Raw genomic sequence first — 26,628 nt, forward strand, 5'->3', positions numbered from 1 at the left:
ACATCTGCTGCATCTCAGTAAGACCGTGAAAACTTGAGGGGGTTATAGCACCCCAAAGTCTTCACGATCCTGAGATGGCCTGGCCATCATGAGGCTGCCGGTGGGTTCATCAGGCTCCTATGCCTGGTGAACCCACCACCTCAATCATCGTCAGCATCCCGGAGCCGGACCGCACCACCTCGGCGACCTCGGTCGGCGACATCCTGGCCCTGCGCCTCGGTCAAGTTGCTCAACGGCCTGCGAATCCAGCACTCTCCGCAGTGGGTGTGGCCGGTTCTGGGCAGGTATGAACCTGCCTGCCGCTGGGCACGTGCTCCTCCCGTAACCGGCCCGGACTGGGCCGGGCGGTCACGCCGCTCCCGGCGTGACCTCTTGTTCGCACAAAGGGAGGGCAGGATGCGCGCGTGGTGTATCCGGTTGACCGTCTTTCTCGCAACGATGGCAGGCGTCCTCACAGCCGTAACGGCGCCGGCGAACGCCAGTGAAACGGCGGCCGCGAACGCCTGGAAGAAGCCGCAGGTGTTGGTCGCCGTACTCACCGGCGGGCAGGAGGTGCCTGGGCCCGGCGACGAGGACGGGAGGGGAGTCTTTGTCGCGAAGGTGAAGGGCGACACTCTCTGCTACGCACTCAGTGCTCGCAAGATCGAGACACCGATGGCCGCCCACATCCACGGTGCGCCGTTCGGAGTCGCCGGCGGCATCGTGGTCGGGCTGAAGTCGCCAGTCGGTGGCTGGTCGGCCGACTGCATCACCGCGGTGCCGGACGATCAGAACTCTCAGATGACGCTGACGAGGAGCGAGTTGGCGGCGATTCTCGCGAAGCCCGCCGACTTCTACGTCAACGTCCACACCGCGAGCTTCCCGGCGGGGGCGGTCCGCGGGCAACTGTTCTGAGTCAGCCGCGCCGCGTCACAACGCCGTCAGCTGTTCTGAGTGGAGCCGGCCGTTCCGCAGCCGAGCACGCGCTCGGCGCGGCGAGTTGGGTCGGGGGCACCCTTGGCCAATAGAGCCGTACCCGGGTGCCCCCCACCCAGGCGTACGGGCACGGATGAAAAGCTGGCAACGAGGGTTCGCGGGAGGAGCCTTTCGTACCAAGCCGACTCCAATCCGGTAGGCCAGGGGTGATCGCGTGCGTGCAATCCAGGTTCGAGAGCCGGGTGGCCCGGAGGTGCTGGAGTTCAGGGAGGTGGCCCCGCCCGAACCCGCTCCCGGCCAGGCCCTGGTCGAGGTGGCCGCGGCCGGCGTCAACTACATCGACACCTACCACCGCAGCGGGCTCTATCCCGTCCCCCTGCCGTTCATCCCGGGCAGCGAAGGTGCGGGGACCGTCCGCGCGGTGGGCGAGGGTGTCAGCGAGGTGGCCGTCGGGGACCGGGTGGCCTGGACCGGTGTGCTGGGTTCGTACGCCGAACAGGCCGTGGTGCCGGCCGATCGGCTCGTCCCGCTACCGGACGGCGTGACGGCGGAAGATGCCGCGGCGGCCCTTCTCCAGGGCATGACCGCGCATTATCTCGCCACCTCGACGTACGCCATCCAGCCCGGTGACTGGGCGCTGGTCCACGCCGCGGCCGGGGGAGTGGGGCTGCTGCTCACCCAGATCGCCAAGCTGCGCGGCGGTCACGTCCTCGGCACCGTGTCGACTCCCGACAAGGCAAAGCTCGCCCGCGAGACCGGCGCCGACGAGATCGCGTCGTACGACGACTTCGCCCAACGCGCCCGCGACCTTACCGGCGGCGAGGGGTTTCCGGTGGTCTATGACGGGGTGGGGCGGACGACGTTCGACGCGAGCCTCGACGCGCTGCGCATCCGCGGGATGATGGTGCTCTTCGGGGCGTCCAGCGGGCCGGTGCCGCCGTTCGACCTCCAGGTGCTGAACGCCAAGGGCGGGTTGTTCATCACCCGGCCGAGCCTTGCTCACTACACCCGCGACCGGGCGGAGTTGTTGGGCCGCGCCGAGGAGTTGTTCGGGTGGATCCGCGACGGCCGCGTGAAGGTCCACCTCGGTGGACGCTATCCGCTCGCCGACGCCGCGCGGGCGCACGAGGATCTGCAGGGACGCCGTACCACCGGCAAGCTTCTGCTCCTGCCCTGAGCTCCCGCGCTCGTTCAAGATCCGCTGGTGTTGCGTCGGTCTGGGTTACCGGTCACCCAGACGCCCGTTTCGTTCTCCTCGGAGTAGAACCGGCCGCCGGGCCGGGGCCGCCACCCGGCGGACATCTCGAGTACGAACCCGTCATCAGCACTGACCATCCGGACGCTTGCTTCATCGAGGGTCCGCTTCAGCACCAGGTGGTGGTCGCGGATCATCTCAACGCCGCAGTCATTGAGGAGGCGATGTGCGTCCACAAGCTGCAGCAGCGGGGCGGCGATGGGCCTGCGGGCGATGGCGTCAGGGAGGACCAGCGGTTTGCCGCCGAGTCTGATCCTGATGGAGGCCAGTGCCAGGTCACGCCCGGCCCCACGCCGGATCCCGGGGTCCCTGGCGAAACATCTCATCGTGAGTTCGACTGCAGAATAGCCGTACCGCTGGAAGCAATCGTCGCCTTGCGCGTTCTTGATCCTGCTGGGCTTCCCGATCCGTTCGACCACGTCGTCGGAGACATGCCCAAGACCACTGGCCCCAGTGTGCCGCTTCGACAGAATTCAACCAGCAACTCGTCCATGCCCCGCCTTTGTCCGATTGGGTTGATTCTGTCGCCCTCAGCATTCAGGACCCTATTGCAGGCAAACTTCACACCCAACCAGGGCGTCGCCATGTGATCCGCATGCTCAAGGGCCCGGTCACGGTCAACGAAGTCCGCCGACGGCGGCGCGTCCGGAGTATCCGCAAGCCTGGGCAATCAGTTCCTGCCGTCGAGATCCCGTCGGCGACGGCCCTCTACGGTAGGTCCCATGACGGCGGACTCTTCTGATGTTCTGATCGCGGAACTCCGTGCCGGCCTGCCCGACGAGGCGGTCGTCACCGACCCCGACCGGCTGGCGTCGTACCGCCAGGACATGGCCACCTTCTGCCCCGCCGGTACGCCGGCTGTCGGGGTGCTGGCCAGAGAGACCGCGCACGTCCAGCACGCACTGCGGGTCGCGTCGCGACTCGGAGTTCCGGTGGTGCCCCAGGGTGGGCGGACCGGCCTGTCCGGTGGCGCGAACGCCGTCGACGGATGCGTCGTGCTTTCGCTGGAGAAGATGGACCGCATCATCGAGATCGACCCGGCCAACCGGATCGCCGTGGTCGAGCCCGGTGTGGTCAACGCCGTTCTCTCCCGGGCGGTCGCCGAGGTCGGGCTGTTCTATCCACCCGACCCGTCGAGTTGGGAGATCTCGACGATCGGCGGCAACCTCGCGACGAACGCCGGTGGCCTGTGCTGCGTGAAGTACGGCGTCACCACCGACTTCGTCCGCGGTCTCGAGGTCGTGCTCGCTGACGGTGAGGTGCTGCGGACCGGACGCCGGACCGCGAAGGGGGTCGCGGGGTACGACCTCACCCGGTTGTTCGTCGGTTCGGAAGGGACGCTCGGGGTGATCACGCAGGCGACCCTCGCCCTGCGGCCCGCCAGTCAGGAGCCGCGCACGGTCGCGGCGCTCTTTCCGACCCTCGCCGCCGCCGGTGACGCCGTGGCGCGCGTGGTGGCCAGCGGCCTGGTGCCGAGTCTGCTGGAGTTCATGGACCAGCGGTCGCTGCGGGCGGCGAACGCCTACCGCAACATGGGCCTGCCCGAGCACGCCGCCGCGATGCTCATCGCCCAGTCTGACGCGCATTCTGACCAGGCGGGTGCGGACATCGCCGCCATTGCCGCGGTGTTCTCCGGAGCCGGCGGGTTCGACGTGGTGGAGGCCGAGAACGCGGCCGAAGGCGATCTCCTGCTGGCCGCGCGCCGGGACTCCCACTTCGCGCTCGAGGCGCTGGGCTCCCGCCTCACCGACGACGTGTGCGTCCCGCTGTCCCTGCTCGCCGACTTCGTCCAACGGGTGGAGAAGGTCGCCGCCGACGTCGGCCTCACCGTCGCGGTGGTGGGCCACGCGGGAGACGGCAACCTGCACCCGAACGTCATGTTCGATGCCGATGACGCCGATCAGGTACGCCGGGCCCAGCATGCCTTTGACGAGATCATGCGGATCGGCCTGGAGATGGGCGGCACCGTGACGGGTGAGCATGGCGTCGGACTGCTCAAGCGGGAGTGGCTGGCTCGCGAACTCGGACCGGTCTCGCTCCGCGTCCACCACGAGCTCAAGCGGCTCTTCGACCCGCAGGGGATCCTGAATCCCGGCAAGGTTCTGGCCACCGAAATCGCCGACGCCCCACCCCGTCCGTGACTTCGTTCGAAGTCGGTCGCGAGCGGTATTCGTAAAAGGCCAGCGGCAGTTATCGCATTCAAGAATTGAACGCGGAGCTGACCGAACGCGGCCATTCCTTTACTCAGGGCATGGTGCTGATCGCTGCCTGTGCGCAGTGCAATCGGACTACGAGAGTTGCCTCCGTCGGCCGAACACAACAAAAGAATTTCAATGCCGCTTCCTTCTGGTTTCCGAATGAGGGACCCCGTAACCTGCTGGGCAACCGTCGCCCCGATGACCGCGTCTGCGGCGTTCGGAGCGTTGTACAGCCTCGCCCGCGAGGAGGGAAGCGCAGCGATGTCCGGTTTCGGTGGCGCGCGACAGTCGCGCCGGAAGTTCCTGCTCAATGCCGCATTGTTGAGTGCGGCGGCGGGAATCGGGGGAAGTACCCTGACCGCTTGTGGTCAGGGCCCCAGTGGAGAGGGAGGTAAAACCCGCGGTCGAACCGGTAAAGAGGGTGAGACGCTCTTTATCGCGGGATTTCAGTGGGGGCCACCCAACCACTTCAATCCGTTGGGACAAAGCGCCGCCTGGCCATGCGGCCAGGGCAGCATGCAACTCGTCTACGAAACGCTCGTACGCTTCAACCTGCTCGACGGAAGTCTCCAACCCGGTCTGGGCAAGGAGATTCAGGAGCCGGACGACAGCTCGTTGGTGGTGCCGCTGCAGGAGGGTGCCACGTGGCAGGACGGCAAACCGCTGACCGCCGACGACGTTGTCTTCACCTTCGAACTCGCCGAGCGGCACAGCGAGCTTTCGTACGCGACCTTCTGGGATTACGTCGAAAAAATCGAGAAGACCGACGACGCCACGGTGAAGGTGACGCTCGGGCGCGAGCCATACAACCCCGCCCTGGTCAAGAACAGCCTGGCTTCGACATTCATCCTGCCCAAGCACATCTGGGAGCCGCTGGAGAAGCAGGGCAAACCCATGGGGCAGCACGAAAACATCAACCCCGTGGGCTCGGGCCCCTACACCGTCGGGTCCTACAACCAGCAGCAGCTCGCCCTCACCCGGCACGATGACTACTGGGGCAAGGAGATCACTGGCGGTCTGGCAAAGCCCAAGACCATCGTCCATCCGATCTTCAAGGGCAACCAGGACGGCGACCTGCGGTTCGAGCGCGGTGGCGTCGATGTCATGCAGCAGTTCACTCCCCAGATCTGGAAGATGTGGGAGGTAAAGAAACTCGCTGTTTCGACGTGGTACAAGAAGGCGCCGTACCACGTACCCGGCGGCATGCCGATGCTGGTCATCAACACCACCAAGAAGGGCCTGGACAACCCCAAGGTCCGGCGTGCTCTCGGGTTCGCCATCAACTACGCGGATATCGCCGACAAGGCGATGTCGCGGTATTCGCAGCCGGCGAACTCCAGCGTCATCCTGCCGACCGGCGCCGAGCAGAAGTTCTTCAACAAGGAGAACGTCGCCGCCAACGGCTGGAAGTACGACCCCGCGCAGGCTACGAAGATCCTCGAGGAGGAGCTCGGCGCCAAGAAGGGTTCGGACGGTATTTACGTCCTTTCCGACGGCACTCGGCTCGGGCCCTACACCGCGCAGACCCCCACCGGCTGGAGCGACTGGCAGAACGCGCTCCGGATCGTGGCGGCCAATGCCAAAGAGGTCGGCATCGAGATTCGTACGAAGTTCCCGCAGGCCCCGAACGTCACGAGTTCGGTGCAGGCCGGCGACTTCGACCTCGCGTGCTGGGGAGTCGCGTCGACGAACGTCGCGACGCCGTGGCAGCGCTTCCGCGACGTGCTCGACGACCGTGGTGTCGCCAAGCCCGGCAAGCCCGCGTTCTGGAACTACGGCAGGTTCAAGGATCCGAGTGTCGCCAAGCTTCTCGACCAGGCCGCGGCGGCCAAGGACTCCGAGCTCCAGGAGATCTACAACCAGCTCGACACGATCTTCATGAAGAACGCTCCGATGATCCCGCTGATGTACCGTCCGCTGGAGTTCTTCGAGTTCAACGAAACCAACTGGAAGAACTTCCCCAGCGAGAAGAACCCCTACGCGCCGCCGATGTTCTCCGGCGCCGGCATCACCTGGCTCTACAAGATCAAGCGGATCTCCGAGGCATGAGAGCTGAGGCGGCATTCGTCCAGCGAAGGAGAACCCCAGATCGGAGCAGGTGAGGACTCGCCATGCGGCTACGAAAGTACCTCGTGGGCAAGGCGCTCTGGTACGTCGGCGCCCTGATCGTGGCACTCGTCCTGAACTTCCTTCTGCCGCGTCTGGTGCCGGGCAATCCGGTCGACGCCATCGTCGCGCAGCTTGGACGTTCGGGGGCGCAGGCCGAGCAGCTCAAGCGAATTCACGAGCATTACGTCGCGGAGTTCGGCCTCAACCAACCCATGTGGGCGCAGTTCTTCACCTACGTGGGTAACCTGCTCCACTTCGACCTTGGAACGTCGTTCGCGCAAAGTCCCGCCAAGGTGGGGGACCTGATCGCCGAGGCCCTCCCCTGGACGCTCGGCCTGCAGTTGCCGGCCATCCTCATCGGGTGGTTGGTCGGCAACGGGCTGGGCGCGCTCGCGGCGTTCAAGGGTGGGTGGTTTGACCGGGGCGCCTTTCTGAGTTCGTTGTTCCTGTCGAGCATGCCCTATTACTGCCTGGCGATCATCCTGCTCTATCTCTTCGCGGTCGCCTTACGCATGCTGCCGCCCGGTGGTGGTTATGAGCCGGGTCTCATGCCGGACTGGTCGCTGCTCTTCGCCACCGACGTTCTCCGACATTACTGGCTACCATTCTTCTCGCTTGTCATCATTTTCATCGGCGGCCAGGCGGTCGGCATGCGCTCGATGGCGATCTATGAGCTGAACTCCGACTACGTCAACTACGGGCGCGGGCTCGGTCTGCCGGACAAGCGGATCGTGCGCTACATCTTCCGGAACGCCATGCTGCCGCAGGTGACCGGGCTCGCGCTCTCGATCGGTACGCTCGTCGGTGGCGCGCTGATCACCGAGATCGTCTTTTCCTACCCAGGAATCGGTTCATTGTTGTTCAGCGCGATCAGCCAGAACGACTATCCGGTCATCCAGGCGATCACGCTGATCATCGCGATCGCCGTTCTCGCCTCCAACTTCCTGGTCGAGATCGCCTACGGATTCGTCGATCCCCGGATCCGTGCGGCCCGGGCGGGTGAGCGCTGATGCGGATGGTGCGGTTCACCCCACGCTTCTGGATCTCGGCCGGCGTCTTCCTCCTCGTCGCCGCGTTCGCCCTGTTGGGCCCGATCTTCGTGGGCGACAAGCTGGGTGAGGGTGTGGGCGGGCTCTACGACCCGCCGTCCGGTGCCGCCTGGCTCGGCACCGACGACCTCGGCCACGACATCTTCACGAACCTGGTGTTCGGTACCCGCACGTCGCTGATCATCGGGCTGGTGGCCGGTGCGGTGGCCACCGTCATCGGCGTCGTCCTAGGCCTGATCGCGGGCTACCACGGCGGTGTCGTCGAGGAAGCCCTCATGGGCATCACGAACGTCGCCCTCGCGATCCCCGGCATCGTCGTGCTCATCCTGCTGTCGGTCGCGCTCGACTTCCGCTCGATCGTCGCGATGGCGATCGTCATCGCGATCACCAGCTGGCCCTGGACCGCCCGGGCCGTGCGGGCGCAGGCCAGCAGCGTCAAGACCCGCGAGCACCTCGACGTAGCCAGGCTGTCGGGCGCCAGCACGCTGAACATCCTGCTCTGGGACGTCCTGCCGTACCTCATGTCGTACATCTGTATGGCGTTCGTGCTCCAGGTGTCGAGTGCGATCCTCGCCGAGGCCGGACTCTCCCTGCTGGGTCTTGGCCCAAGCGACAGCGTCTCGCTCGGCATCATGCTCAACTGGGCCCTCGTCGGCGAGTCGGTCCGCACCGGCGCCTGGTGGGCGTTCGTGCCGCCGACGCTGCTGTTGACGTTCGTCGCCTTCACGCTGCTGATGCTGCAGTCGAGCCTGGACGAGGTGTTCAATCCCCGGCTCCGGCGTGGACGGCAACGCGCCGGCCGCCCGGCGAGTGTGCTCACGCAGGTGGGCGCGCCCGCTGTCGATGCACGCTCGAAGGAAGGGTCGCCCGGGGCATGAGCGAGCGAATAGTCAAGCGCAACGCCACGAGCGACGTACTGACCACGACCGACTCGCTGTTGCGGGCAACCGGCCTGACGGCGGCGTACACCGTGGACGGCGGCGAGGTGGTCGCGGTCGACGACGTGTCGATCGACATGCGGCGAGGCGAGGTCCTCGGCGTGGCTGGCGAGTCCGGCTGCGGCAAGTCGACGCTGGGCGCGGTGCTGTCGCTCACCCTCCGGCCGCCGCTGTTCGTACGCAGTGGCGAGCTCGAGGTGGACGGGCGGCGGCTCGACCTGGGCCCGCACCAGAAGCCGCCCCGCAGCTGGCGCGGCGAGGTCGTTTCCCTGCTGCCGCAGGGCGCCATGAACTCCCTGAGCCCCACGGTCAGGATCCGGGACTTCGCGTACGACGTGATCCGGGCGCACCAGTCGGGGGTGCGAAGGGACGACGCGATCGAGCGGACCCGGCAGCGGCTGGAGCACCTCGACCTTCCCCGGCGGGTACTCGACTACTACCCCCACCAGCTCAGCGGGGGAATGAAGCAGCGGGTGGTCACCGTCATCTCCACCCTGCTCAATCCGCGGCTGCTCATCGCCGACGAGCCGACCTCCGCGCTCGACGTGTCGTCCCAGCGGGTCCTCATCGAGATGCTGAAGGAGATGCTGTCCGAGGAGATCATCGGGGGCGTCATCTTCATCACTCACGACCTGCCGGTGCTCAACATCGTCGCCGACCGGATCGCGATCATGTACGCCGGGCAGATCGCGGAGGTCGGTACCGCGCGCGACATCATCAACCAGCCGCGCCACCCCTACAGCGCGGCGCTGCTTTCGTCGGTGCTCGTGCCGGAGCCGGCGATGCGGCGTACCCGCGTTCAGGGGATTCCCGGGGCGCCACCCAGCCTCATGCATCCACCGGGTGGCTGCCGATTCCATCCGCGGTGTGGTCTGGTGATGGACGTCTGCCGCGACCAGGCCCCGCCGAAGGTGGGCGACGAGCGTCGCTTCGCCAGCTGCTGGTGGGCGGAGCAGAACCCTGGCCAGAATCCCAGCCAGAACCCCAGCCGCGCACGGGAGGTGTGAGCGATGAGCGCGCCACTGCTCACTGCGAGCGGGCTCACCCGGGTCTTCGGCCACGGCAGGAACGCCGTACACGCGGTCGACGACGTGTCGTTCACGCTCGGCCGGCAGGAGGTCGTCACCATCGTGGGCGAGAGCGGCAGCGGGAAGTCGACGCTTGCCCGGCTCGTCCTTCGCCTCCTCGACCCGACAGCTGGGACGCTGGCGCTCGACGGCCGGGACATCACGGCGTTGAAGGGAAGTGCGCTGCGGGCGTACTGGCGGGACGTCCAGGCGGTTTTCCAGGATCCGTTCAGCGCGTTCAACCAGTTCTTCACGGTACGCCGGCTGCTCGCGCGCTCCCTGCGGCTCTCGGGTGCGACCGAGGACCGCGGTGAGGCGTTGATGGGCCAGGCGCTCGACCACGTGGGTCTGTCGGCCCGCGACGTGCTCGACAAGTGGCCGCACCAGCTCTCCGGCGGGCAGCGGCAGCGGGTGATGATCGCGCGCGCGTTGATGCTGCAGCCGCGGGTGCTGGTCGCCGACGAGGCCACCTCGATGCTCGACGCGTCGCTGCGCGCCAACATCCTCAACGTTCTGGGGGATCTGCGGCGCGACTACGACATGACGATCCTCTTCATCACCCACGACATCGGCCAGGCCTGCTATGTGAGCGACCGCGTCCTCGTCATGTGTCAAGGTCGCCTTGTCGAGCAGGGGCCGACCGACGAGGTGATCTTCAACCCGCGGCATGAATACACCCAGCGGTTGCTGGCCGACGTACCCCGCCTCCACGACACCACCCTCGGCTAGCAAGCCAGGTGCCACGGGTCCGCCGAGCCGCCACAGGTGAGCTTGCGGAGTTGTCATAGGTTCCTCGGCTAAGAGACCGAGAAACCTGTGACAACTCGGGTTTGCCCCCTGATTTCTCAGCATCCGAAACAGTCGGGTGTACGCCATTCGAGATGGCCGCGACTCACCCGGCTTGCCCGACGAAGCATGCTCAATTCGCCTTGCATAGTGACGACTCGCCGCGCGAGGGCCCAGCTGTCTCACATTGAGTACGCCTTTTGCGGTGCGAGGCCTGTTCAGGACCTCTCGCCTGAAGCCGCGGGCCGTGATCGTGAAGGGTTTTCGTCGCTATATGACCAAGATCCTTCACGATCTTTGAAGGCTCAGCCTCATGTCTCGGATACCGGACGGCTTGGGATTCGTTCAAGATCCTTTTCGGGGAAGTGGCCCATCTTTCGCGCGGACCGTGGGCCACTTCCCCGAAAAGGATCTTGAACGGGTTCGAGGCGCCACTATGCGAGATCGGTCGCGAAGTTGCGGCGACTTGGCGGAGGAATTTCGGCAAGGAAGCCGAGACGCCTCCGCCAAGTCGGCTCCGGCTCCCTTCACGGGCCTGTCCCCCGTCGTCCGTCGGCGCCGCCACCGGCCGGCAGTTCGGCGGGTAAGCAGATGCTTGACGGGAGCCCGAGAAGGGTTTGTCGGCGTTCGGTGAACAACTCCATAGAAGAGTTCACCCGCCTGACGAGGAGTGCACGGGTACATGTCGAGAGCTGTGGGTTGGTTGCTGTCCGGACTCGCACTGGCGACCGTCGGCCTGGTCGCCTGCGCTGGCGAGGAGCCAGTGCCCCGAGTGGCCAGCGTGCGGACGGCGCCAGGGTCTTCGCCGTCGACCGGTGGCACCGCGACCCCCATGTCGTTGCCGGAACGCCAACTGGCCTGGGTCACCTGCATGCGTGCCGAGGGTTTCGACCTGCCTGACCCGGGCCCGGACGGTGACCTCGAGATGGGCGCCGAGCAGAACCGCGCGTTGAAGAAGGACCCGAAGTACGCCGCGGCCAGCAACGAGTGCACGAAGGACCTGCCTCCGATCGAGGCTCGCGACCTGCCGCCGCTCTCGGCCGAGCAGATCAGGAACAGCCAACGGTACGCGGACTGCATGCGGGACAAGGGGGTGAGCGGTTTTCCTGACCCTGATGCGGAGGGGCGTTTTCCTGAGGACGGGCCGGACGTGCCCTACGGTGCGAGTGCGGCAACCTGGGACCGCGCGTTCCGTGCCTGCTACGGGATCATCGACCCGGAGTACGACCCCTCAGTGAAGGCGAAGGGATGACCCCGCGAAGCGCGGGCGTCCTTCTCGCGGTGGGTGGCACGGTGCTGGCGGTCGCGGCGGCGGCGGTGGCCGCGGTCGGCTTCGGCGGACGTGAGGCCGAGCCGCCACCGCGGCGTACGACCCCCGCCGCGACCGCCCAGGTCACCAGGCAGACGTTGGTACGAACCGCGACGGCGACCGGTGAGCTGACTTACGGCGAGGCGCGGCCGCTTGACTCCAAGGCCGCCGGGACCGTGACGTGGCTGGCACCGGTTGGTTCGGTCGTCCGCCGGGGCGGGGTGTTGCTGAGGGCGGACGAGCGGCCCGTCGCCCTTCTCTACGGGCAGGTGCCGATGTTCCGCGAGCTTTCCGAAGGCGTCGAGGGAACGGATGTCGTGCAGTTCGAGCGCAATCTGCGCGCCCTGGGCTACCGCTGGTTCACCGTCGACGAGAGGTTCACCGATGCGACGGCCCGAGCGGTCAAACGGTGGCAGGCCGACCTCGGGCTGGAAGAAACCGGCAAGGTGGCAGTGGGGCAGGTGATCTACGCGCCGGGGCCGGTACGCATCGCCACCCACCAGGTGCGCCCCGGTGCCGCGGCGACGGCCGAGGTCCTCACCTACAGCGGTAGTACGAAGGTCGTCTCGGTCGCGGCTGGTACGTCGGAGCTTGCCTGGGCCCGACCGGGCGTCAAGGTGACCTTGACGCTGCCGGATGGCGGGACCGTGCCGGGTACGGTCCTGAAGGTGGGCGCTCAGGCCGCGCCGGTGGCCGGGGGTGCTACGTCCACTGATGGCGAGCAGCCGGCGGAAGCGGGCGGCATGGGCGAGGAGGCCACGGTGCCGGTCGTGATCGGCGTGCACGACCAGCGGGCGCTTGGTCGCTTCGAGACGGCTCCGGTCGACGTACGCCACGTCATCGAGGAACGCAAGGACGTCTTGACAGTGCCGGTGCCCGCACTGCTCGCCCTCAGCGAGGGTGGGTATGCCGTGGAGGTGGTGACCGGCGGCACGACCCGGCTCGTGGCGGTGCGTACCGGCATGTTCGCCGACGGCCGGGTCGAGGTGCGCGGTGACGGCATCCGAGCGGGCGTGACGGTGGGGATGCCGAAGTGAAGGCGGGCGCCAAACTGAAGGTGGATGCCGACATGGAGCCGGGGATACCGGATACCGGAACGACGGTGGCTGTGGCCCTCGACGGCGTTTCCAAGACGTACCCCGGCGGCGTCCGCGCCCTCCACGAGGTCGGTCTCACGATCGAGCGGGGGGAGTTCGTCGCGATCGCGGGGCCGTCCGGGTCGGGGAAGTCCACCATGCTCCACGTCATCGGGACTCTCGACCGGCCGACGACGGGACGGGTCAGGCTGGTGGGTTACGACGTTGACCGGCTTTCCGATCGGGAGCTGTCGGCGTTGCGGTCGGCCCACATCGGCTTCGTGTTCCAGCAGTTCCACCTCGCGACCGGAGTGACCGTCCTCGACAACGTGGCGGACGGCCTGCTGTATGCCGGCGTACCCCGCCGGATCCGCCGCCGGCGGGCGGAGGCGGCACTCGACCGGGTGGGCCTCGCCCATCGGCTCGGCCATCTACCGCAGGAGCTCTCCGGTGGTGAACGGCAGCGGGTGGCCGTCGCCCGCGCGGTGGTGGGGGAGCCCACGCTGCTGCTCGCCGACGAACCCACCGGCAACCTCGACTCCGCCGCCGGAGCGGGCGTTCTGGCGTTGTTGAGTGAGCTGCATCTCGCGGGAACGACGGTCCTCGTCATCACCCACGACAAGGAGATCGCCGCGGCTCTTCCCCGGCAGGTCCAAATGCGCGACGGGTCGATCGTCGGTGACTCGGGGCGGTCGCGATGACGGGCGTGGCAGCGCCGGAGATGACCCTGCCGAAGGCCGCCCTGCGTCCGGCCCGCCTGCGACCGGTCGAACTCCTCCGGCTCGGCCTGGTGGGCGTACGCGGCCGGCCGTTGCGGGTCTTCCTGTCCGCGTTGGGGATCGCGATCGGGATCGCCGCGATGGTCGCGGTGGTCGGCATCTCCGCGTCCAGCCGGGCGGAACTCGACGCGACCCTGGCGCGGCTTGGCACCAACCTGTTGACGGTGGCTCCTGGCGTCACGGTGGCCGGTGACGAGACCACCCTGCCTGACTCCGCGTCGGCGATGGTCGGCCGGATCGGCCCCGTCCACGACGCCGCCGCCATCGGCAAGGTGGCGGCCTCGGTCTACCGGAACGACCACATCGCGGTCGGCCGGACCGGCGGCATCGCGGTGTTCGCGGCCGAGTTGGACCTTCCGCGAACCGTCGGGGCGACCGTCGGTGTCGGCGCGTGGCTCGACCCGGCGACCGCGACGTACCCAGGAGTGGTGCTCGGCTCGGCGGCGGCGGAGCGCCTCGACATCCGAGCTGTCGGCGGGCGGGTCTGGCTCGGCGGCCAATGGTTCGGTGTGGTCGGGATCCTGGATCCGGTGCCGCTGGCCAAGGAACTCGACTCCGCGGTCCTGGTCGGGTGGGGTGCGGCCGGACAGTACCTCGGGTTCGACGGGCATCCGGCGAAGGTGTACGCCCGGGCCGCTGAGAGCCAGGTGGAGGCGGTGCGGTCGGTGCTCGGTGCCTCTGCGAACCCCTCGGCACCGCATGAGGTGACGGTCTCCAGACCCTCCGACGCGTTGGCGGCGAAGCGGGCCGCGAACGCCGCCCTCGACCGGCTCCTGCTCGGTCTGGGCGCGGTGGCGCTGCTGGTCGGAGGTGTGGGCGTCGCCAACACGATGGTGATCTCGGTGCTCGAACGCCGGGCGGAGATCGGGCTGCGGCGTTCCCTCGGCGCGACCCGCGGTCACATCCGGGCGCAGTTCCTCGCCGAGTCCGCCGTACTGTCCGCTCTCGGCGGGATCAGCGGTGTGCTTCTCGGGGTGGTGACGACGGCCGGCTATGCCGTGGTGCAGGGGTGGCCTACGCTCGTGCCCGCCTGGGCGACGTTGGGAGGATTCCTCGTGACCCTGTGCGTGGGCGCGCTCGCGGGTCTTTACCCCGCGATCAGGGCGGCGCGGCTCACTCCGACCGAGGCGCTGGCGACGCCGTAGCTCGGCGAGAAGGGTCCGGCCGGGGAAGGGCAAGAGGATGTGACGACAGGGGTCGCTGGCGAGGAGAGTGGCCCGTGCGAAGCCGCCAGGAGGGGCCCGCCATGACCGCTCCACCCGACGCCGTGGTCCGCCGAGCAGACGCCGGGTCGACCGCGGCCGCGGCCGCGGCCAGTGCGTTGGTCGCGTCCTGCCAGGAGCCGGAACGCTTCGCCGAGGTCTTCGACCGCTACTACGTCGAGATCCACGGGTACGCCGCCCGCCGGCTCGGGTCTGATGTCGCGGACGACGTGGCCTCCGACACCTTCCTGACGGCGTTCCGGCAGCGGGCGCGGTTCGACGCCGAGCGAGGCGATCCGCGCGCCTGGTTGTACGGCATCGCGACCAACCTGATCCGCCGCCACCGCCGCCAGGAGATCCGCGCCTACCGCGCCCTCACCCGGGTTCCGGCCACGCCGCTGGTGGACAGCCACGAGGAGCGGGCGGTCGCCCGGGTCGGGGCGTTGCGGGTCCAGGGTGAACTCGCCGCCGCCCTCGCCCGGCTCTCGGCGGGTGACCGGGATGTGCTCCTGCTGGTCGCGCTGGCCGGGCTGACCTATGACGAGGTCGCGCTCGCGTTGGGGATCGCGTACGGCACCGTCTGCTCGCGGTTGAGTCGGGCGCGGCGCCGGCTGCGGGAGGCGTTGGGTGGCATCGATCCGACGGGGGAGGTCGGACATGGATGAGCTGGAGCGGGTCGGCGAACTCCTTCCAGAGCGGCCGGAGCCGGCGCCGGAGGCGGTCGCGCAGGCGCGGGCGCGACTGATGAACGCCGTCCGCCACGACCACGCCGTGCGGGGCGCGAACGCCAGGCGGGCGGGCCGCCTCGGGGTACTCGGCCTTGGTGCGGCGACGGTCGCCGCAGTGGCGGTGGCGGCTCTGATCCTCGTTCCTCCAGCGCTCTCCGGGAGCCTCCTCGGGGGTGGACTCCAGGAGCAGCCGGCGGCAACGGCCGGGACGCCGGCACCGTCGCGGGACTCCGAGGCGTCCGACACCCGGCAGCCGCTGCTCGCCGCGGCCCAGGCGGCACGTGGGGGCGTGACCTCCACGGGACTCTTCTGGCGGGTCCGTTCGCAGACCGTCGTACCCCTGACGGTTGGTACGACGCGGAGATACACCATCGCACGCCGCTGGCTGGAGGAGACCTGGACGCCGGCGGAGCGGGTGCAGGGCGCGCACTCGCTGGTCGGGATGCGTAACCTCGGCGCGAAGCCGTTGACGGCGCAGGACGAGGACGCGTGGCGACGAGACGGCAAGCCGACCACCTGGGAGACGGGTGACGGCGGCACCCGGGATTCGACTGTGTCGATCCGACCTGGCGCGGCGACACTCGAGCCGGTTACGGCGCGGAGAGGTGCGGTCCTCCAGATCGGCGAGGTATCACTGACGCTCACTGAACTGCAGGGCCTGCCAGCGGATTCGCACGCTCTGCGCACCCGGTTGCTGGACCTGCGGCGTCAAGCCGACGTCGAAACGTCGCCGGAGGACTGGCTCTTCTCCGTCGCGGGGCAGTTGCTGGCCAGGGCGCCCCTGGCGCCGGGCGTGCGCGCGGCGACGTTCGAACTACTCGCCGACCTGCCCAGCGTCGCGAGTCGTCGCGGCGTGCGTGATCAGCTCGGCCGGGAGGGCGTGGCGATAGAGCGGACCCGTCGCGAGAAAGGCGTGTCGTCGACCGCCGTACTCCTCATCGACCCCGATTCTGGCCAGCTGCTGGAGACCAGAACCACGACGGAGAACGACAAGGGAATTCTCAAGGACGTTATGGTGGTCATCGTTTCCGCGGGGTGGACTAACACCAGACCTGCCCCGCCGTGATATCAACCGCGCATTTTCAGAACCCCTCGCGCTGACAGGATCGCCGCACCCTGGACTGTGTACGGTGACGATTTGCCGCAGGCGGCGTCACATCACCAGGCCGGTATCGGGATCACCAGGCGCAGGAGCCTGGTGAACCCACCGCCAGCCTCGTGATGGGCGGGCCGTCTCAGATTGCGGACAAGCAAGATATTGGACGGTAGGCAGGTCACGCAGGTAATTTGAATAGGCCTCTGGGGGAACTCAGGGGAATTCCCCTAGGGGTGGGGTTGGCCCCACCGCAAGCTCGGGTATCAGCCCGATGGTTGCCGGAGTCGCATTTCCCTAACGTCATTTGATGTGAAGGGATTTCTGAGCGTCGCGGCGCTGGCGGCGACATTAGCGGTCGGTCCAGGTGTCGCTGGTAATACCATCGACACGCATCCGGCCCTTGGTCCGTTGGAGTACCGCAGCCGGGTTGTCGACGGGCACCAGTTGCTCGCCTATGACCCCAAGGGTGACGGCCGGGTGGTCGAGGTCCTGGGCGACCTGGCCACCGCTGACCATATCGCCGTCGTGGTGCCCGGCTCGGGTCACCGGTTGGGCAATTTCTGGACGAGCACTTCCGCGGCCGCACCGCGCCGTAATGGCGTGGCGCTGCTCCGGGAACTCCGGCGGCAGGCGCCGCACCGGCGGGTCGCCGTCGTGGTGTGGATGGGGTACGACGCGCCGGAACGGATCGATGTCGTCGCGGCCCGGTCGGATCGGGCGGCGGCGGGCGGCCGGGACCTGGCGCGGTTCACGCACCTGCTTCCCTCGCGCGCGACGATCACCCTGATCGGCCACAGCTACGGCACCGTGGTCCTCGGGCGGGCCGCTCCGCAAGCCCGCGCCGACCATCTGATCGCGCTGGGCAGCCCTGGCATGGACGTCGACTCCGCCGCCGAGCTGCGAACCACCGCGCGGGTCTGGGCGGCGCGGGCCGCCGATGATCCGATCAGGATGGTTCCGGCGGTCCGCGTGAACGGAATCGGCCACGGCACCAGCCCAGTGGCTCGAAAGTTTGGCGCGAATTCCTTTTCCACCGGGTCGATTCGTGGCCACGACCGCTATTTCCAGCCAGGCAGTGAATCGCTGGTGAATATCGCCCGCATTGTCATGGACCAGCCGGGCGACGTGACGCCGGTACGTACGAATTCGGGGGACCTTTCATGACCAGTCTCGCGACCATCGAGAATTCCCGCCCGGCCGCCCGCGGCTGGAATACCTTCACCCACCAGGTAACGGCGGCCACGCCGGCTCACCGAGACCGCGCCATCGACGGACTGCGGGCCCTCGCCACCGTCGGCGTCATCGTGGGCCACTGGCTCGTAGGCGCCTTGATCCCGCAGAGCGACGGTGCGCTGCGGATCTCCAGCCCGCTGCGCACCCTCGAAGGTCTGGCCCCGGCCAGCTGGTTCCTCCAGATGCTGGGCCTCTTCTTCCTCGTCGGGGGATACTCGTCCGCGCTGAGCCTGCGGCGCTCGGGGGAACGCGGAGAGTCGTACGCCGGTTGGCTCGGCCAGCGGTTCGTGCGGCTCGGCCGGCCCGTGGTGGGGGCGGTGGCCCTGTCGGCGGCGAGCCTGATGGTGCTCGGGGCGATCGGCGTACCCTCCGGGACACTGCGCACCTGGGTGGTCCTGCTCATCCAGCCGTTCTGGTTCGTCGCTGTCTACCTCGCCTTGACAGCCCTCACGAAGTACGCCATGGCCGCTGACCGGAGGCTCGGTGGGTGGGCGGCCCTACCCCTGATCGGCGTGGTCGCGCTCGCGGATCTGCTGCGGTACGGCCCCTGGCAGGACTCGATGCCGGGCTGGATCGGAATGATCAACCTGGTCCCTGGCTGGCTTTTCGCTTACCAGCTTGGTGTGTCGTGGGCGCAAGGCCGGATTGCGCGGCGCGGCGCGTGGCTGCTCGTGCTGGGCGGCGCGGCGGTGTTCGTCCTGTTGATCACGGCGTTCGACTATCCGCTCAGCATGGTGGGCGTGCCGGGTGCGGACCGGACCAACTCCCACCCGCCCTCCCTCCTCGTCCCCGCGCTGGCAGCGGTCCAGTCCGGCCTCGCGATCCTGCTCCACCGCCGGCTCAACCAGGTGCTGCGGCGCCCGGGACTGTGGGCGGGCGTGGCGCTGGTGAACCTCAGCGCGATGACGATCTTCTGCTGGCATCAGGTACCCATGGTGCTCGTCTCCATGGCGGGTGCGGCCGTGGGTGACGTGGCGGGGCTGACGACCGCGCCGACCGACCTCGCCTGGGTGCTGGCCCGAATCGGCTGGCTGCCGGTGATGGGTGTGGTCCTGGCCGGGGTGGTCGCGGTGACGCGAAGGTTCGACGCACCGTGGAGTGGCATGTCCCGGGCGGTGCGGGTGCTGACCGGCGTACTCGCGTTGGTGTTCGTCGGATTCGCCGCCGCGCTCTACTGAGCGCGACCTCTCACGTGGGCGGGCTCGCGGGGAGGCAGGGACAGACGGTGCCGGTGACCTCGCCGAGCCCGATGCGGGTGCCGTCGGGGCCGGGCGCGGTGGCACTGATCGTCACCTGGTCACCGTCGTGGAGGAAGGCTCGGGTCGTCCCGTCGGCGAGGGTGAGCGGCTCGGCACCGGCCGAGGTGAGCTCGATCAGTGAGCCGTACGCCGCCGGCTCGGGACCCGACACCGTGCCGGACGCGAAGAGGTCGCCGGTGCGCAGCGCCGCGCCGTTGACGGTCAGGTGGGCGAGCATCTGCGCGGGCGTCCAGTACATCTCGGAGTACCGCGGTCGCGCGATGACCTGGCCGTTGAGGCGGACCTCGAGGTCGACGTCGAGGCCGAAGTTGTCCTTGCCGGCCAGGTAGGGGAGTGGTCGTGGGTCCTGCGCGGGCGGATCGATCATCGCGGCTTCGAGCGCCTCGAGCGGGACGACCCACGGTGAGATGGATGTCAAGAAGGACTTGCCGAGGAATGGTCCGAGCGGACGGGTCTCCCAGACCTGCAGGTCGCGGGCGGACCAGTCGTTGACGAGAACGACGCCGAACACGTGGTCGCGAACCTGGTCGACGCTGACACGTTGACCGAGCCGGGTGGGCGTGCCGACCACGAAACCGACCTCGACCTCGTAGTCGAGCCGGGCACTGGGACCGAACGTGGGCGCGGCGTCGTCGGGGGCCTTGCGCTGGCCGCATGGCCGCACCAGCGGCGTACCCGACACCGACACCGTGCCCGCCCGGCCGTGATAGCCGACCGGCAGATGCTTCCAGTTGGGAGGCAGCGGGGGCTCGTCTGGCCGGAACAACCGACCGAGGTTGGCCGCATGGTGCTCGGAGGCGTAGAAGTCCACATAGTCAGCCACCTCGAACGGCATGTGCAGCCGGACCTGGTCGAGGGGGAGAAGCTCGGGCTCGACAAGGGCGCGGTAGCTCTCGTCAGTGAGGCGTTCGGTGATCCACTGGCGTACGGCGTGCCACGCCTGCCGCCCGAGCCCCAGGAAGGGGTTGAGCGTCGGTGCGGTGAACACGCTCGCGAAGTCGGCCCACTCGCTGGCGGCGAGCGGGGCGAGGTCGAGGACGTAGGACCCGATGGCGACACCGATGCGGGGATCCTCGTCGCCGTGGGAGAACACGCCGTAGGGCAGGCTGTGTACGCCGAACGCGGAACCTTCGGGTACGTGCACCCAGGTTGTCAATGCCACAGGTCAATCCTGCAGGAAACCGAGCCGTAACAGGCCGTCAAGTGGCAGAGACACGCTGCACGATCCGAAGGACGTGAACCACCGGCGGGACGAGGCGAGGCCAGCCGGGCCGCAGGCCCGCACCTGGTCGCTGACGGCGGCGGTGTCACGCTCGGCGAGGACCTGGACGAGCGCGCCCGCGCCCGCACCGTCGAGGGCGCGGCGGGTCGCCAGCAGGATGTTGAGGAATCCGTGCTGCTCCAGGGGCTGGTCTGCGGTGGTGCTCCCGCCCGGCCCGTCGCCGGGCGCGGTCGTACGCACCGCATGATGGAGACCGGCCGTGCATTTGAACGCGACCTCGCGGTCGAGGCAGGCGAGGATGAACGCCGCGACCTCCCGCTCAGTCGGGAACGCGTCCGCGGACACCCCGCCCGTGCGGAGCTTCGCGCGGTGTCCGGTCTCGGCGAGCGCGTCAAGGGCGCCTTGCCAGCCCTCGGTGCGCGGGATCTCGATGGCGGCCGGCACATCCTCGTCGAGACCGGCGGCGTCGAACGCGAGCGCGATCCGGGCCACGTTGCGGGCGAGGTCCGGCTCGTCGCGCAGGGCGATCTCGACGCCAGCAAGCCGGATCCGCTCGTCGCGGCCGGCCCAGGTGAGCGCCGGGCCGATCGCGCCAGCCCCGCCAGTGACGATCAGCCCGACGGGGAGCGGCGTGGCGTCGGGTGAGTGGCCCGCCAGGCTTCCCAACGCGCCGGCAAGATCGGGCAGCTTCAGGTCAGGGCAGAGGAAGGGCCCCACGAGGTCGGCGTACCACCCGCTCTGGTGCTCGACGTGAGCGGCCAGTGCCTCGTCAAGGGGCGTACTGGACGGCGGGAACATCGCGGCGTCGTCGACCAGCCCAGAAAGGTGCGCCGGAATCCCGCGCCGGCTGGCGGTGCTCGTCACCCCTCTAGTCTCCCGCGGCCGAAGGAGCCTCGGGGTCGGCGCCGCACACCATGAGGAGGTTGCCGTCGGGGTCGCGGAAGGTGAACCAACCGCCCGGTTCTACCTCCGTCACCAGCTCCGCGCCGTAGTCGCGTACGTGGGCGTAGGCGGCGCGCACGTCGTCGGTGTCGAACATGAACGCCGGGGTCTGGTAGGTGGGCGGTCCGCCCGGACGGTCGCCTCCCCACCTCGGCATCTCGTCGAGGATGAGCCCGCTGCCGCCGTCCATCGGGACGACATAAAGGTGTCCGTGCGGCAACTCGTCCCCGATGGGGAGCCCAAGGAGCCGGGTGTACCACTCACGGGCCTTCACGACGTCACGGACAGGCACGAAGATCGCGCCGATGTGGTTCTTGACGGGTGGTTTCATGGTGCCTCCCGGCGTCTGGTGAGAGGTCGCGACCGTAACACCGGGAACCGACAGAGACCGGTTGGTCCGTTCGCTTGACGAGGTTGGAAGCCAACTGTCGGAAACACCGGCTCCGATCATCCGGGCGGGCGGCGGTGGTCTGGCACAGCATCGACCGCTGGGGCGTTTGTGCCCGTCAATTGTGGGCAGGCGCTCCAGAGTGCGCGGGTGGGCCGGCGCCACGATCGGTTGCGCCGAGAGAGCTTCAGCACCGGGGCGGTTTGGTGCCAACTCGCCGGAATGGCGCCCTGGCCCGGTGCGCGTACGTATCCGAAGACTGGGCGGACCTCAGGGGTCACCGCCTGGCCTACCGCCGTGCCGTGCGCGACGCGCCACGCGTCGCATTGCCGGTCGAACGCCAGGAAGGACGGGATCATGAAGGCACTGATATACAACGGCCCTCGCAACGTCACCGTCACCGATGTTCCGGATCCGAGGATCGAGCACCCGAAGGACGCGTTGGTACGGATCACCACGACGAACATCTGCGGCTCGGATCTGCACATGTACGAAGGTCGCACCGACATGGAGGCCGGCCGCGTACTCGGCCATGAACCGCTCGGCGAGGTGGTCGAGGTCGGATCCGCGGTGGAGCGGGTACGCGTCGGCGACCTGGTCTGTATGCCGTTCAATGTGGCCTGCGGATTCTGTAAGAACTGCGAGCGCGGCCTCACCAACTACTGCGTGATCGCGAACCCGGATCCGGACATCGCCGGCGGCGCCTACGGGTTCGCCGACATGGGCCCCTGGCAGGGTGCGCAGGCGGAGTTCCTCCGGGTCCCGTGGGCGGACTTCAACTGCCTCCGGCTCCCACCCGACGCCCGGGAGAAGGAGAACGACTACGTGATGGTGGCCGACATCTTCCCGACCGGCTATCACTCCACGGTGATGGCCGGCGTACGCCCCGGCGACTCGGTGGTGGTCTACGGCGGGGGCCCGGTGGGGCAGATGGCGGCGTACTCCGCGATCCTCAGGAGCGCCGCGACGGTGATGGTCGTCGATCGGCACCCCGACCGGCTCACCCTCGCGGAAAAGATCGGCGCTATCCCGATCGACGACTCCAAGGCGTCACCGGTCGAGCAGGTGCTCGACCAGACCGGTGGGGAAGGCGCCGACTGCGGGTGCGAGTGCGTCGGCTACCAGGCGCATGACCCCGAGGGGCACGAGCACATCGACCTCACCCTGAACAACCTCGTCAAGTCGGTCCGGATCGCGGGCCGGATGGGTGTCGTGGGTGACTTCGTACCACAGGACCCGGGCGCGGCGGACGACCTGAGCAGGAAGGGCGAGGCCGTCTTCGACTACGGGCTGTTCTGGTCCAAGGGGCAGCAGATGGGGACCGGACAGTGCCCGGTCAAGCGGTACAACCGCAAGCTGCGCGACCTGATCCACGCTGGTAAGGCCCAGCCGTCGTTCGTGGTGTCCCATCAGCTTCCGCTGAACGAGGCGCCGGCCGCGTACAAACACTTCGACGCCCGCGAGCCGGGTTGGACGAAGGTGGTTCTGAAGCCGTAGCACACCAGCCGAGCGGCGCAGCACGCCACTGCGGGGCCACTCCTGGTTGGATGTGCGCGTGACGAGGGTTGTCGGCCGGCTGGCCCACCTGCGGGGAAGCGCCGCGCACCGCATTTACAGCGTGGTGGTGTTCATCATCCTGGCGTCGGTCGACAACGTGGCCGCCGTCCTCGTCCCACCGCTCTACAGCCCGATCGCCCGTGACCTCGGCGTGCGGGAGAGCGCGGTCGGGCTGGTCACGGCGGTCAGCTTCCTCGTCGCGGCGTTCGCCGCCGTCGGGTGGGCGTACGCCGGCGACCGCACTCGCCGCAAGCCGATGCTCATGATCGGCACCCTGGTGTGGGCGGTCGGCACCGCCGCCACCGCGGCCGCCGGTAACTATCCCGCCTTCTTCGCCGCCCAGATGCTGGCCGCTGCCGGGCTGGGCGCGGTCGCCTCGGTCGGCTTCTCGGTCGTGAGTGACCTGATCTCACCCAGGCGTCGCGGCCTCGTGATGAGTTTCTGGGGCCTGTCGCAGGGCGTCGGCACGCTCGCGGGAACGCTCCTCGCGGGCCTGCTCGGTGCCGCGAACTGGCGCCAACCGTTCCTCGTACTGACCGTGGTCGGCGTGGCGGCGGCGCTGGCGTACCTCCTGACGTACGACATCCGGCGCGGGCAGAGCGAACCCGAACTCGCCGCGCTCTTCGACGCCGGCGGGGAGTACGACCACCGGATCGGCCGCGCCGACATGCCCGGCATCCTGGCCCGGCGGACCAACCTCTGGCTGATCCTGCAGGGGGTCACCGCGCAGGTCGTGTTCGGGTCCCTCGTCTGGTTGCCGCGGCTGTTCCAGGCGAAGGCGGAGGCGCAGGGACACAGCGAGGAGGTCGCCATCGTGATCGGCAGCCTCGTCGCGACGCTCTTCCAACTCGGCGGCGTCCTGTCGATCGCGGGTGGCCTGCTCGGTGATCGGCTGGCCCGCCGGACCCCGCGGGCGCGTGCGCTCGTCGCGGCGGTGGGGATTCTCGGAGGAGTGCCGTTCTACGCCGTACTCTTCTTCCTTCCGCTGCGGATCGACGTGCCGAGCGGTGCGGGCACGGGTGCGGTCGCGGCAGCGGTCCTGTCCAGCCTCGTCACCGAGCCAACGGTCGCGGCCAGCTTCCTCACCGCCATGCTCGCGCTCGCGCTGACCTCGGCGAACTCACCGAACTGGTTCGCCCTCATCGCCGACGTCAACCCACCGGAGCACCGCGGCACGGTCTACAGCGCGGGCAACCTCGCCAACGGGATTGGTCGGGCGATAGGCAACGGACTGGTCGGCGTGACCTTCCGCGCGCTGGCGTCGGCGTTCCCGCCGCCGATCAACTACGCGCTGGGCCTGGCGCTGTTTCAGCTCTTCTTCATACCCACCGGAGTGATGTACTGGTTGGCGTCCAGGACGTCGCCGCGAGACATCGAGGCGGTACGCCGGACGCTGCGCCACCGCGCCGCTGCGAAGGCTCACCGGCTGCCCGCGCGCGACGGGGAAACAGACGGGTAGGGAGGCCCGGTCACGAGCCTGGGTCGGCCTGGAAGGGGTGTCCAAGATGACCTATTACCGCAGGGTCGGCGAGGTACCGCCCAAGCGTCACACGCAGTTCCGCCAGCCCGACGGCACGCTCTATCGCGAGGAGCTCATGGGCGAGGAGGGGTTCTCCTCCGACTCGTCGCTGCTCTACCACGTCGGCGTACCCTCCGCGATCGTCGACTCGACGGTGTGGGAGGTGTCCGACCTCTCGACCCGCCCCAACCATCCCCTGGTGCCGCGGCACCTGAAGTTGCACGGTCTGTTCGACGGCCTGGACTGGAAGGCCTACGACGTGGTCACCGGCCGCCGGCTGCTCCTCGGGAATGCCGACGTACGCATCTCCTACGTGTGGGCGGGGGAGGAGTCGCCGTACTACCGGAACGCCATCGGTGACGAGTGTGTCTACGTCGAGGCCGGCTCCGCACGGGTCGAGACGGTGTTCGGTGTGCTCGAGGCCCGCACCGGTGACTACGTGATGCTGCCGCGGGCGACGACCCACCGGTGGATCCCGTTGGGTGACGCGCCGCTGCGGGCGTACGTCATCGAAGCCAACTCGCACATTTCTCCGCCGAAGAAGTACCTCTCGAGGTACGGGCAGTTCCTCGAGCATGCGCCGTACTGCGAGCGGGACCTCCACGGTCCGGACGAGCCGTACGTCTGCACCGGCGAGGACGTCGAGGTGTACGTCAAACACCGTGGCGACGGGCCGTCGGGCGTCGTCGGGAGTCGCATGGTCTACGCCAGCCACCCCTTCGACGTGGTCGGATGGGACGGCTGCCTCTACCCGTTCACCTTCAACGTCGCCGACTTCGAGCCGATCACCGGGCGGATCCACCAGCCGCCTCCGGTGCACCAGGTGTGGGAGGGCACCAACTTCGTCGTCTGCAACTTCTGCCCGCGCAAGGTCGACTACCATCCGCTCGCCATTCCGGTGCCGTACTACCACTCGAACGTCGACAGCGACGAGGTGATGTTCTACTGCGGCGGCGACTACGAGGCGCGCAAGGGTTCTGGGATCACCCTCGGCTCGATCTCCCTGCATCCTGGCGGGTACGCGCACGGGCCGCAGCCGAGTGCGGTGGAGGCGGCGCTGGGTGCGGAGTCCTTCGACGAACTGGCGGTCATGGTCGACACGTTCCGCCCGCTCGAACTCGGCGAAGCAGGCCTCGCCAGTGATGACGGGGAGTACGCCTGGACCTGGGCCGGCCGTCGCCGGTCAGGCCAGTAGTCGCTGGTCAGACCAGTAGTCGTCGGTCAGGCCAGTAGTCGTCGGTCAGGCCAGTAGTCGTCGGTCAGGCCAGTAGTCGTCGGTCAGGCCAGTAAAACCCGTCGCACCGATAGCTTGCGGCATCGTGAAAAGGAGCGGGAGCCGGCTTGGTGGCGGTGTCTCGGCGAAGAAGGCGCCACACCTTCGCCAGTTGGGGCGTGCCGCGGGTGGCGTCTCACATTGTGTACACCTTCTGCGGTGCGAGGCGGGGCATATCCCTACCAGGCAAGGGAAATTTGCCGCGTGAGGTGGGGACTTGGCGCGTGAGATCCAGCAAGTGGCGTACGCAATGTGAGACAGAAGCCCGGTTTCTCAATAGCCGAGACGCTCAGGTGTACGCCATTTGAGACGGTGCTGTATTCAGTAAGATCGTGAAACTTTAGGGGGTCATAGAGCCTGTCGCGTAACTGGGGGTTGCGGGCTGTCAAGGATGTTGGGCCGGCGTGTTCCGTCGGCTTGTCGGCCGGGAGCCGCGGTCGGAGGACGATTGACGGCGGTGTCTTGGGTTCGCCGATTGGGGTGCGGAAGCATTTCCTGGTTCGGGTTTCGCGGGCTTCTTTCGTCCGATCCTGATTTACTTCGGGTTGATCTTCGGGCATAGTCTGTTTATGGTTTTTGTGGACGTTGACCACAGTGATGGGGAATTGTTTTCGATCTCCTCGGACATGCGGGAATGGCTGCCCGATGACCATGTGGCGTGGGAGATTGTGTCGCTGGTCGGCGAGGCGGACCTGTCGGCTTTCTATGAGGCGTATCGCGCGGACGGT

At 68.2% G+C, this 26,628-nt stretch carries 23 protein-coding genes; 19 read left to right on the forward strand and 4 right to left on the reverse strand.

Annotated elements, in window-relative coordinates; translation table 11 throughout:
• Window positions 1–396: 396 nt before the first annotated feature.
• Complete coding sequence (locus B141_RS45665; protein ID WP_020576066.1) at window positions 397–894, forward strand: CHRD domain-containing protein; 498 nt, start codon at window positions 397–399, stop codon at window positions 892–894.
• 235 nt (window positions 895–1,129) lie between these two features.
• The gene (locus B141_RS0115375) at window positions 1,130–2,092 is read left to right on the forward strand and encodes a quinone oxidoreductase family protein (RefSeq protein ID WP_026257251.1); all 963 of its coding nucleotides are present in this window, start codon (window positions 1,130–1,132) and stop codon (window positions 2,090–2,092) included.
• Window positions 2,093–2,106: 14 nt separating this feature from the next.
• Here B141_RS0115375 and B141_RS0115380 read toward each other — a convergent pair whose 3' ends face one another.
• Window positions 2,107–2,589 (reverse strand): hypothetical protein, encoded by a 483-nt coding sequence (locus tag B141_RS0115380; protein WP_020576068.1) that lies wholly within the window; start codon window positions 2,587–2,589, stop codon window positions 2,107–2,109.
• Between the two features lie 303 nt (window positions 2,590–2,892).
• On the opposite strand from B141_RS0115380, the gene B141_RS0115385 reads away from it, so the two are divergent.
• From B141_RS0115385 to B141_RS0115450, 14 genes are all read left to right on the forward strand, one after another.
• On the forward strand, window positions 2,893–4,311 hold the full coding sequence (locus B141_RS0115385) for an FAD-binding oxidoreductase (protein ID WP_020576069.1): 1,419 nt from the start codon (window positions 2,893–2,895) through the stop codon (window positions 4,309–4,311).
• Between the two features lie 255 nt (window positions 4,312–4,566).
• A complete protein-coding gene (locus B141_RS0115390) occupies window positions 4,567–6,417 on the forward strand; it encodes an ABC transporter substrate-binding protein (RefSeq protein WP_157181034.1) in 1,851 nt (616 codons plus the stop codon).
• Between the two features lie 62 nt (window positions 6,418–6,479).
• Window positions 6,480–7,487, forward strand: coding sequence for an ABC transporter permease (locus B141_RS0115395; protein WP_020576071.1), 1,008 nt, complete (start codon window positions 6,480–6,482; stop codon window positions 7,485–7,487).
• A complete protein-coding gene (locus B141_RS40830; protein ID WP_020576072.1) occupies window positions 7,487–8,404 on the forward strand; it encodes an ABC transporter permease in 918 nt (305 codons plus the stop codon). The genes B141_RS0115395 and B141_RS40830 overlap by 1 nt, the downstream gene beginning before the upstream one ends.
• Window positions 8,401–9,471, forward strand: coding sequence for an ABC transporter ATP-binding protein (locus tag B141_RS0115405; protein WP_020576073.1), 1,071 nt, complete (start codon window positions 8,401–8,403; stop codon window positions 9,469–9,471). Before B141_RS40830 ends, B141_RS0115405 begins: the two co-directional genes overlap by 4 nt.
• 3 nt (window positions 9,472–9,474) lie before the next feature.
• Window positions 9,475–10,260, forward strand: coding sequence for an ABC transporter ATP-binding protein (locus B141_RS0115410; RefSeq protein WP_020576074.1), 786 nt, complete (start codon window positions 9,475–9,477; stop codon window positions 10,258–10,260).
• 739 nt (window positions 10,261–10,999) lie between these two features.
• On the forward strand, window positions 11,000–11,569 hold the full coding sequence (locus B141_RS45670; protein WP_157181035.1) for a hypothetical protein: 570 nt from the start codon (window positions 11,000–11,002) through the stop codon (window positions 11,567–11,569).
• A complete protein-coding gene (locus B141_RS0115420; protein ID WP_020576076.1) occupies window positions 11,566–12,663 on the forward strand; it encodes a peptidoglycan-binding protein in 1,098 nt (365 codons plus the stop codon). Before B141_RS45670 ends, B141_RS0115420 begins: the two co-directional genes overlap by 4 nt.
• Window positions 12,660–13,403: an ATP-binding cassette domain-containing protein gene (locus tag B141_RS0115425; RefSeq protein WP_020576077.1), complete on the forward strand. Its 744-nt coding sequence runs from the start codon at window positions 12,660–12,662 to the stop codon at window positions 13,401–13,403. Before B141_RS0115420 ends, B141_RS0115425 begins: the two co-directional genes overlap by 4 nt.
• On the forward strand, window positions 13,400–14,626 hold the full coding sequence (locus B141_RS0115430) for an ABC transporter permease (protein WP_020576078.1): 1,227 nt from the start codon (window positions 13,400–13,402) through the stop codon (window positions 14,624–14,626). The genes B141_RS0115425 and B141_RS0115430 overlap by 4 nt, the downstream gene beginning before the upstream one ends.
• A 101-nt stretch (window positions 14,627–14,727) precedes the next feature.
• A complete protein-coding gene (locus B141_RS0115435; protein ID WP_020576079.1) occupies window positions 14,728–15,348 on the forward strand; it encodes an RNA polymerase sigma factor in 621 nt (206 codons plus the stop codon).
• Window positions 15,341–16,477 carry a CU044_5270 family protein gene (locus B141_RS0115440; RefSeq protein WP_020576080.1) on the forward strand — a complete coding sequence of 379 codons (1,137 nt, stop codon included), beginning with the start codon at window positions 15,341–15,343 and terminating at the stop codon, window positions 16,475–16,477. The genes B141_RS0115435 and B141_RS0115440 overlap by 8 nt, the downstream gene beginning before the upstream one ends.
• A 339-nt stretch (window positions 16,478–16,816) precedes the next feature.
• On the forward strand, window positions 16,817–17,671 hold the full coding sequence (locus B141_RS0115445) for an alpha/beta hydrolase (protein WP_020576081.1): 855 nt from the start codon (window positions 16,817–16,819) through the stop codon (window positions 17,669–17,671).
• A complete protein-coding gene (locus tag B141_RS0115450) occupies window positions 17,668–18,918 on the forward strand; it encodes an acyltransferase family protein (protein ID WP_020576082.1) in 1,251 nt (416 codons plus the stop codon). The genes B141_RS0115445 and B141_RS0115450 overlap by 4 nt, the downstream gene beginning before the upstream one ends.
• Before the next feature lie 10 nt (window positions 18,919–18,928).
• On the opposite strand, the gene fahA is transcribed toward B141_RS0115450, so the two are convergent.
• The 3 genes from fahA to B141_RS0115465 are packed head-to-tail and all read right to left on the reverse strand — an operon-like array spanning window position 18,929 to window position 21,494.
• Window positions 18,929–20,161, reverse strand: coding sequence for a fumarylacetoacetase (gene fahA, locus B141_RS0115455; protein ID WP_157181036.1), 1,233 nt, complete (start codon window positions 20,159–20,161; stop codon window positions 18,929–18,931).
• A gap of 3 nt (window positions 20,162–20,164) precedes the next feature.
• Window positions 20,165–21,085, reverse strand: a complete 921-nt coding sequence (locus B141_RS0115460; protein WP_020576084.1) for a hypothetical protein — start codon at window positions 21,083–21,085, stop codon at window positions 20,165–20,167.
• Window positions 21,086–21,089: 4 nt separating this feature from the next.
• A complete protein-coding gene (locus tag B141_RS0115465; RefSeq protein WP_020576085.1) occupies window positions 21,090–21,494 on the reverse strand; it encodes a VOC family protein in 405 nt (134 codons plus the stop codon).
• 414 nt (window positions 21,495–21,908) lie between these two features.
• Here B141_RS0115465 and B141_RS0115470 point away from each other — a divergent pair, with 414 nt between their 5' ends.
• The 3 genes from B141_RS0115470 to B141_RS0115480 are packed head-to-tail and all read left to right on the forward strand — an operon-like array spanning window position 21,909 to window position 25,822.
• Window positions 21,909–23,048, forward strand: a complete 1,140-nt coding sequence (locus tag B141_RS0115470) for a glutathione-independent formaldehyde dehydrogenase (protein WP_020576086.1) — start codon at window positions 21,909–21,911, stop codon at window positions 23,046–23,048.
• Window positions 23,049–23,106: 58 nt separating this feature from the next.
• Complete coding sequence (locus B141_RS40840; RefSeq protein ID WP_020576087.1) at window positions 23,107–24,567, forward strand: MFS transporter; 1,461 nt, start codon at window positions 23,107–23,109, stop codon at window positions 24,565–24,567.
• A gap of 46 nt (window positions 24,568–24,613) precedes the next feature.
• Window positions 24,614–25,822 (forward strand): homogentisate 1,2-dioxygenase, encoded by a 1,209-nt coding sequence (locus B141_RS0115480; protein ID WP_026257258.1) that lies wholly within the window; start codon window positions 24,614–24,616, stop codon window positions 25,820–25,822.
• Window positions 25,823–26,628: the final 806 nt, after the last annotated feature.

Origin of the sequence: Actinopolymorpha alba DSM 45243 (genome assembly GCF_000373925.1) — a bacterium.
Lineage (GTDB): Bacteria > Actinomycetota > Actinomycetes > Propionibacteriales > Actinopolymorphaceae > Actinopolymorpha > Actinopolymorpha alba.

Bases quoted from the DNA above. Each gene is read 5' to 3' on its own strand.
- B141_RS45665 (WP_020576066.1), top strand. From the start codon at position 397: ATGCGCGCGTGGTGTATCCGGTTGACCGTCTTTCTCGCAACGATGGCA.
- B141_RS0115385 (WP_020576069.1), top strand. From the start codon at position 2,893: ATGACGGCGGACTCTTCTGATGTTCTGATCGCGGAACTCCGTGCCGGC.
- B141_RS0115390 (WP_157181034.1), top strand. From the start codon at position 4,567: ATGACCGCGTCTGCGGCGTTCGGAGCGTTGTACAGCCTCGCCCGCGAG.
- B141_RS0115395 (WP_020576071.1), top strand. From the start codon at position 6,480: ATGCGGCTACGAAAGTACCTCGTGGGCAAGGCGCTCTGGTACGTCGGC.
- B141_RS40830 (WP_020576072.1), top strand. From the start codon at position 7,487: ATGCGGATGGTGCGGTTCACCCCACGCTTCTGGATCTCGGCCGGCGTC.
- B141_RS0115405 (WP_020576073.1), top strand. From the start codon at position 8,401: ATGAGCGAGCGAATAGTCAAGCGCAACGCCACGAGCGACGTACTGACC.
- B141_RS0115410 (WP_020576074.1), top strand. From the start codon at position 9,475: ATGAGCGCGCCACTGCTCACTGCGAGCGGGCTCACCCGGGTCTTCGGC.
- B141_RS45670 (WP_157181035.1), top strand. From the start codon at position 11,000: ATGTCGAGAGCTGTGGGTTGGTTGCTGTCCGGACTCGCACTGGCGACC.
- B141_RS0115420 (WP_020576076.1), top strand. From the start codon at position 11,566: ATGACCCCGCGAAGCGCGGGCGTCCTTCTCGCGGTGGGTGGCACGGTG.
- B141_RS0115430 (WP_020576078.1), top strand. From the start codon at position 13,400: ATGACGGGCGTGGCAGCGCCGGAGATGACCCTGCCGAAGGCCGCCCTG.
- B141_RS0115435 (WP_020576079.1), top strand. From the start codon at position 14,728: ATGACCGCTCCACCCGACGCCGTGGTCCGCCGAGCAGACGCCGGGTCG.
- B141_RS0115440 (WP_020576080.1), top strand. From the start codon at position 15,341: ATGGATGAGCTGGAGCGGGTCGGCGAACTCCTTCCAGAGCGGCCGGAG.
- B141_RS0115450 (WP_020576082.1), top strand. From the start codon at position 17,668: ATGACCAGTCTCGCGACCATCGAGAATTCCCGCCCGGCCGCCCGCGGC.
- B141_RS0115465 (WP_020576085.1), bottom strand. From the start codon at position 21,494: ATGAAACCACCCGTCAAGAACCACATCGGCGCGATCTTCGTGCCTGTC.
- B141_RS0115470 (WP_020576086.1), top strand. From the start codon at position 21,909: ATGAAGGCACTGATATACAACGGCCCTCGCAACGTCACCGTCACCGAT.
- B141_RS0115480 (WP_026257258.1), top strand. From the start codon at position 24,614: ATGACCTATTACCGCAGGGTCGGCGAGGTACCGCCCAAGCGTCACACG.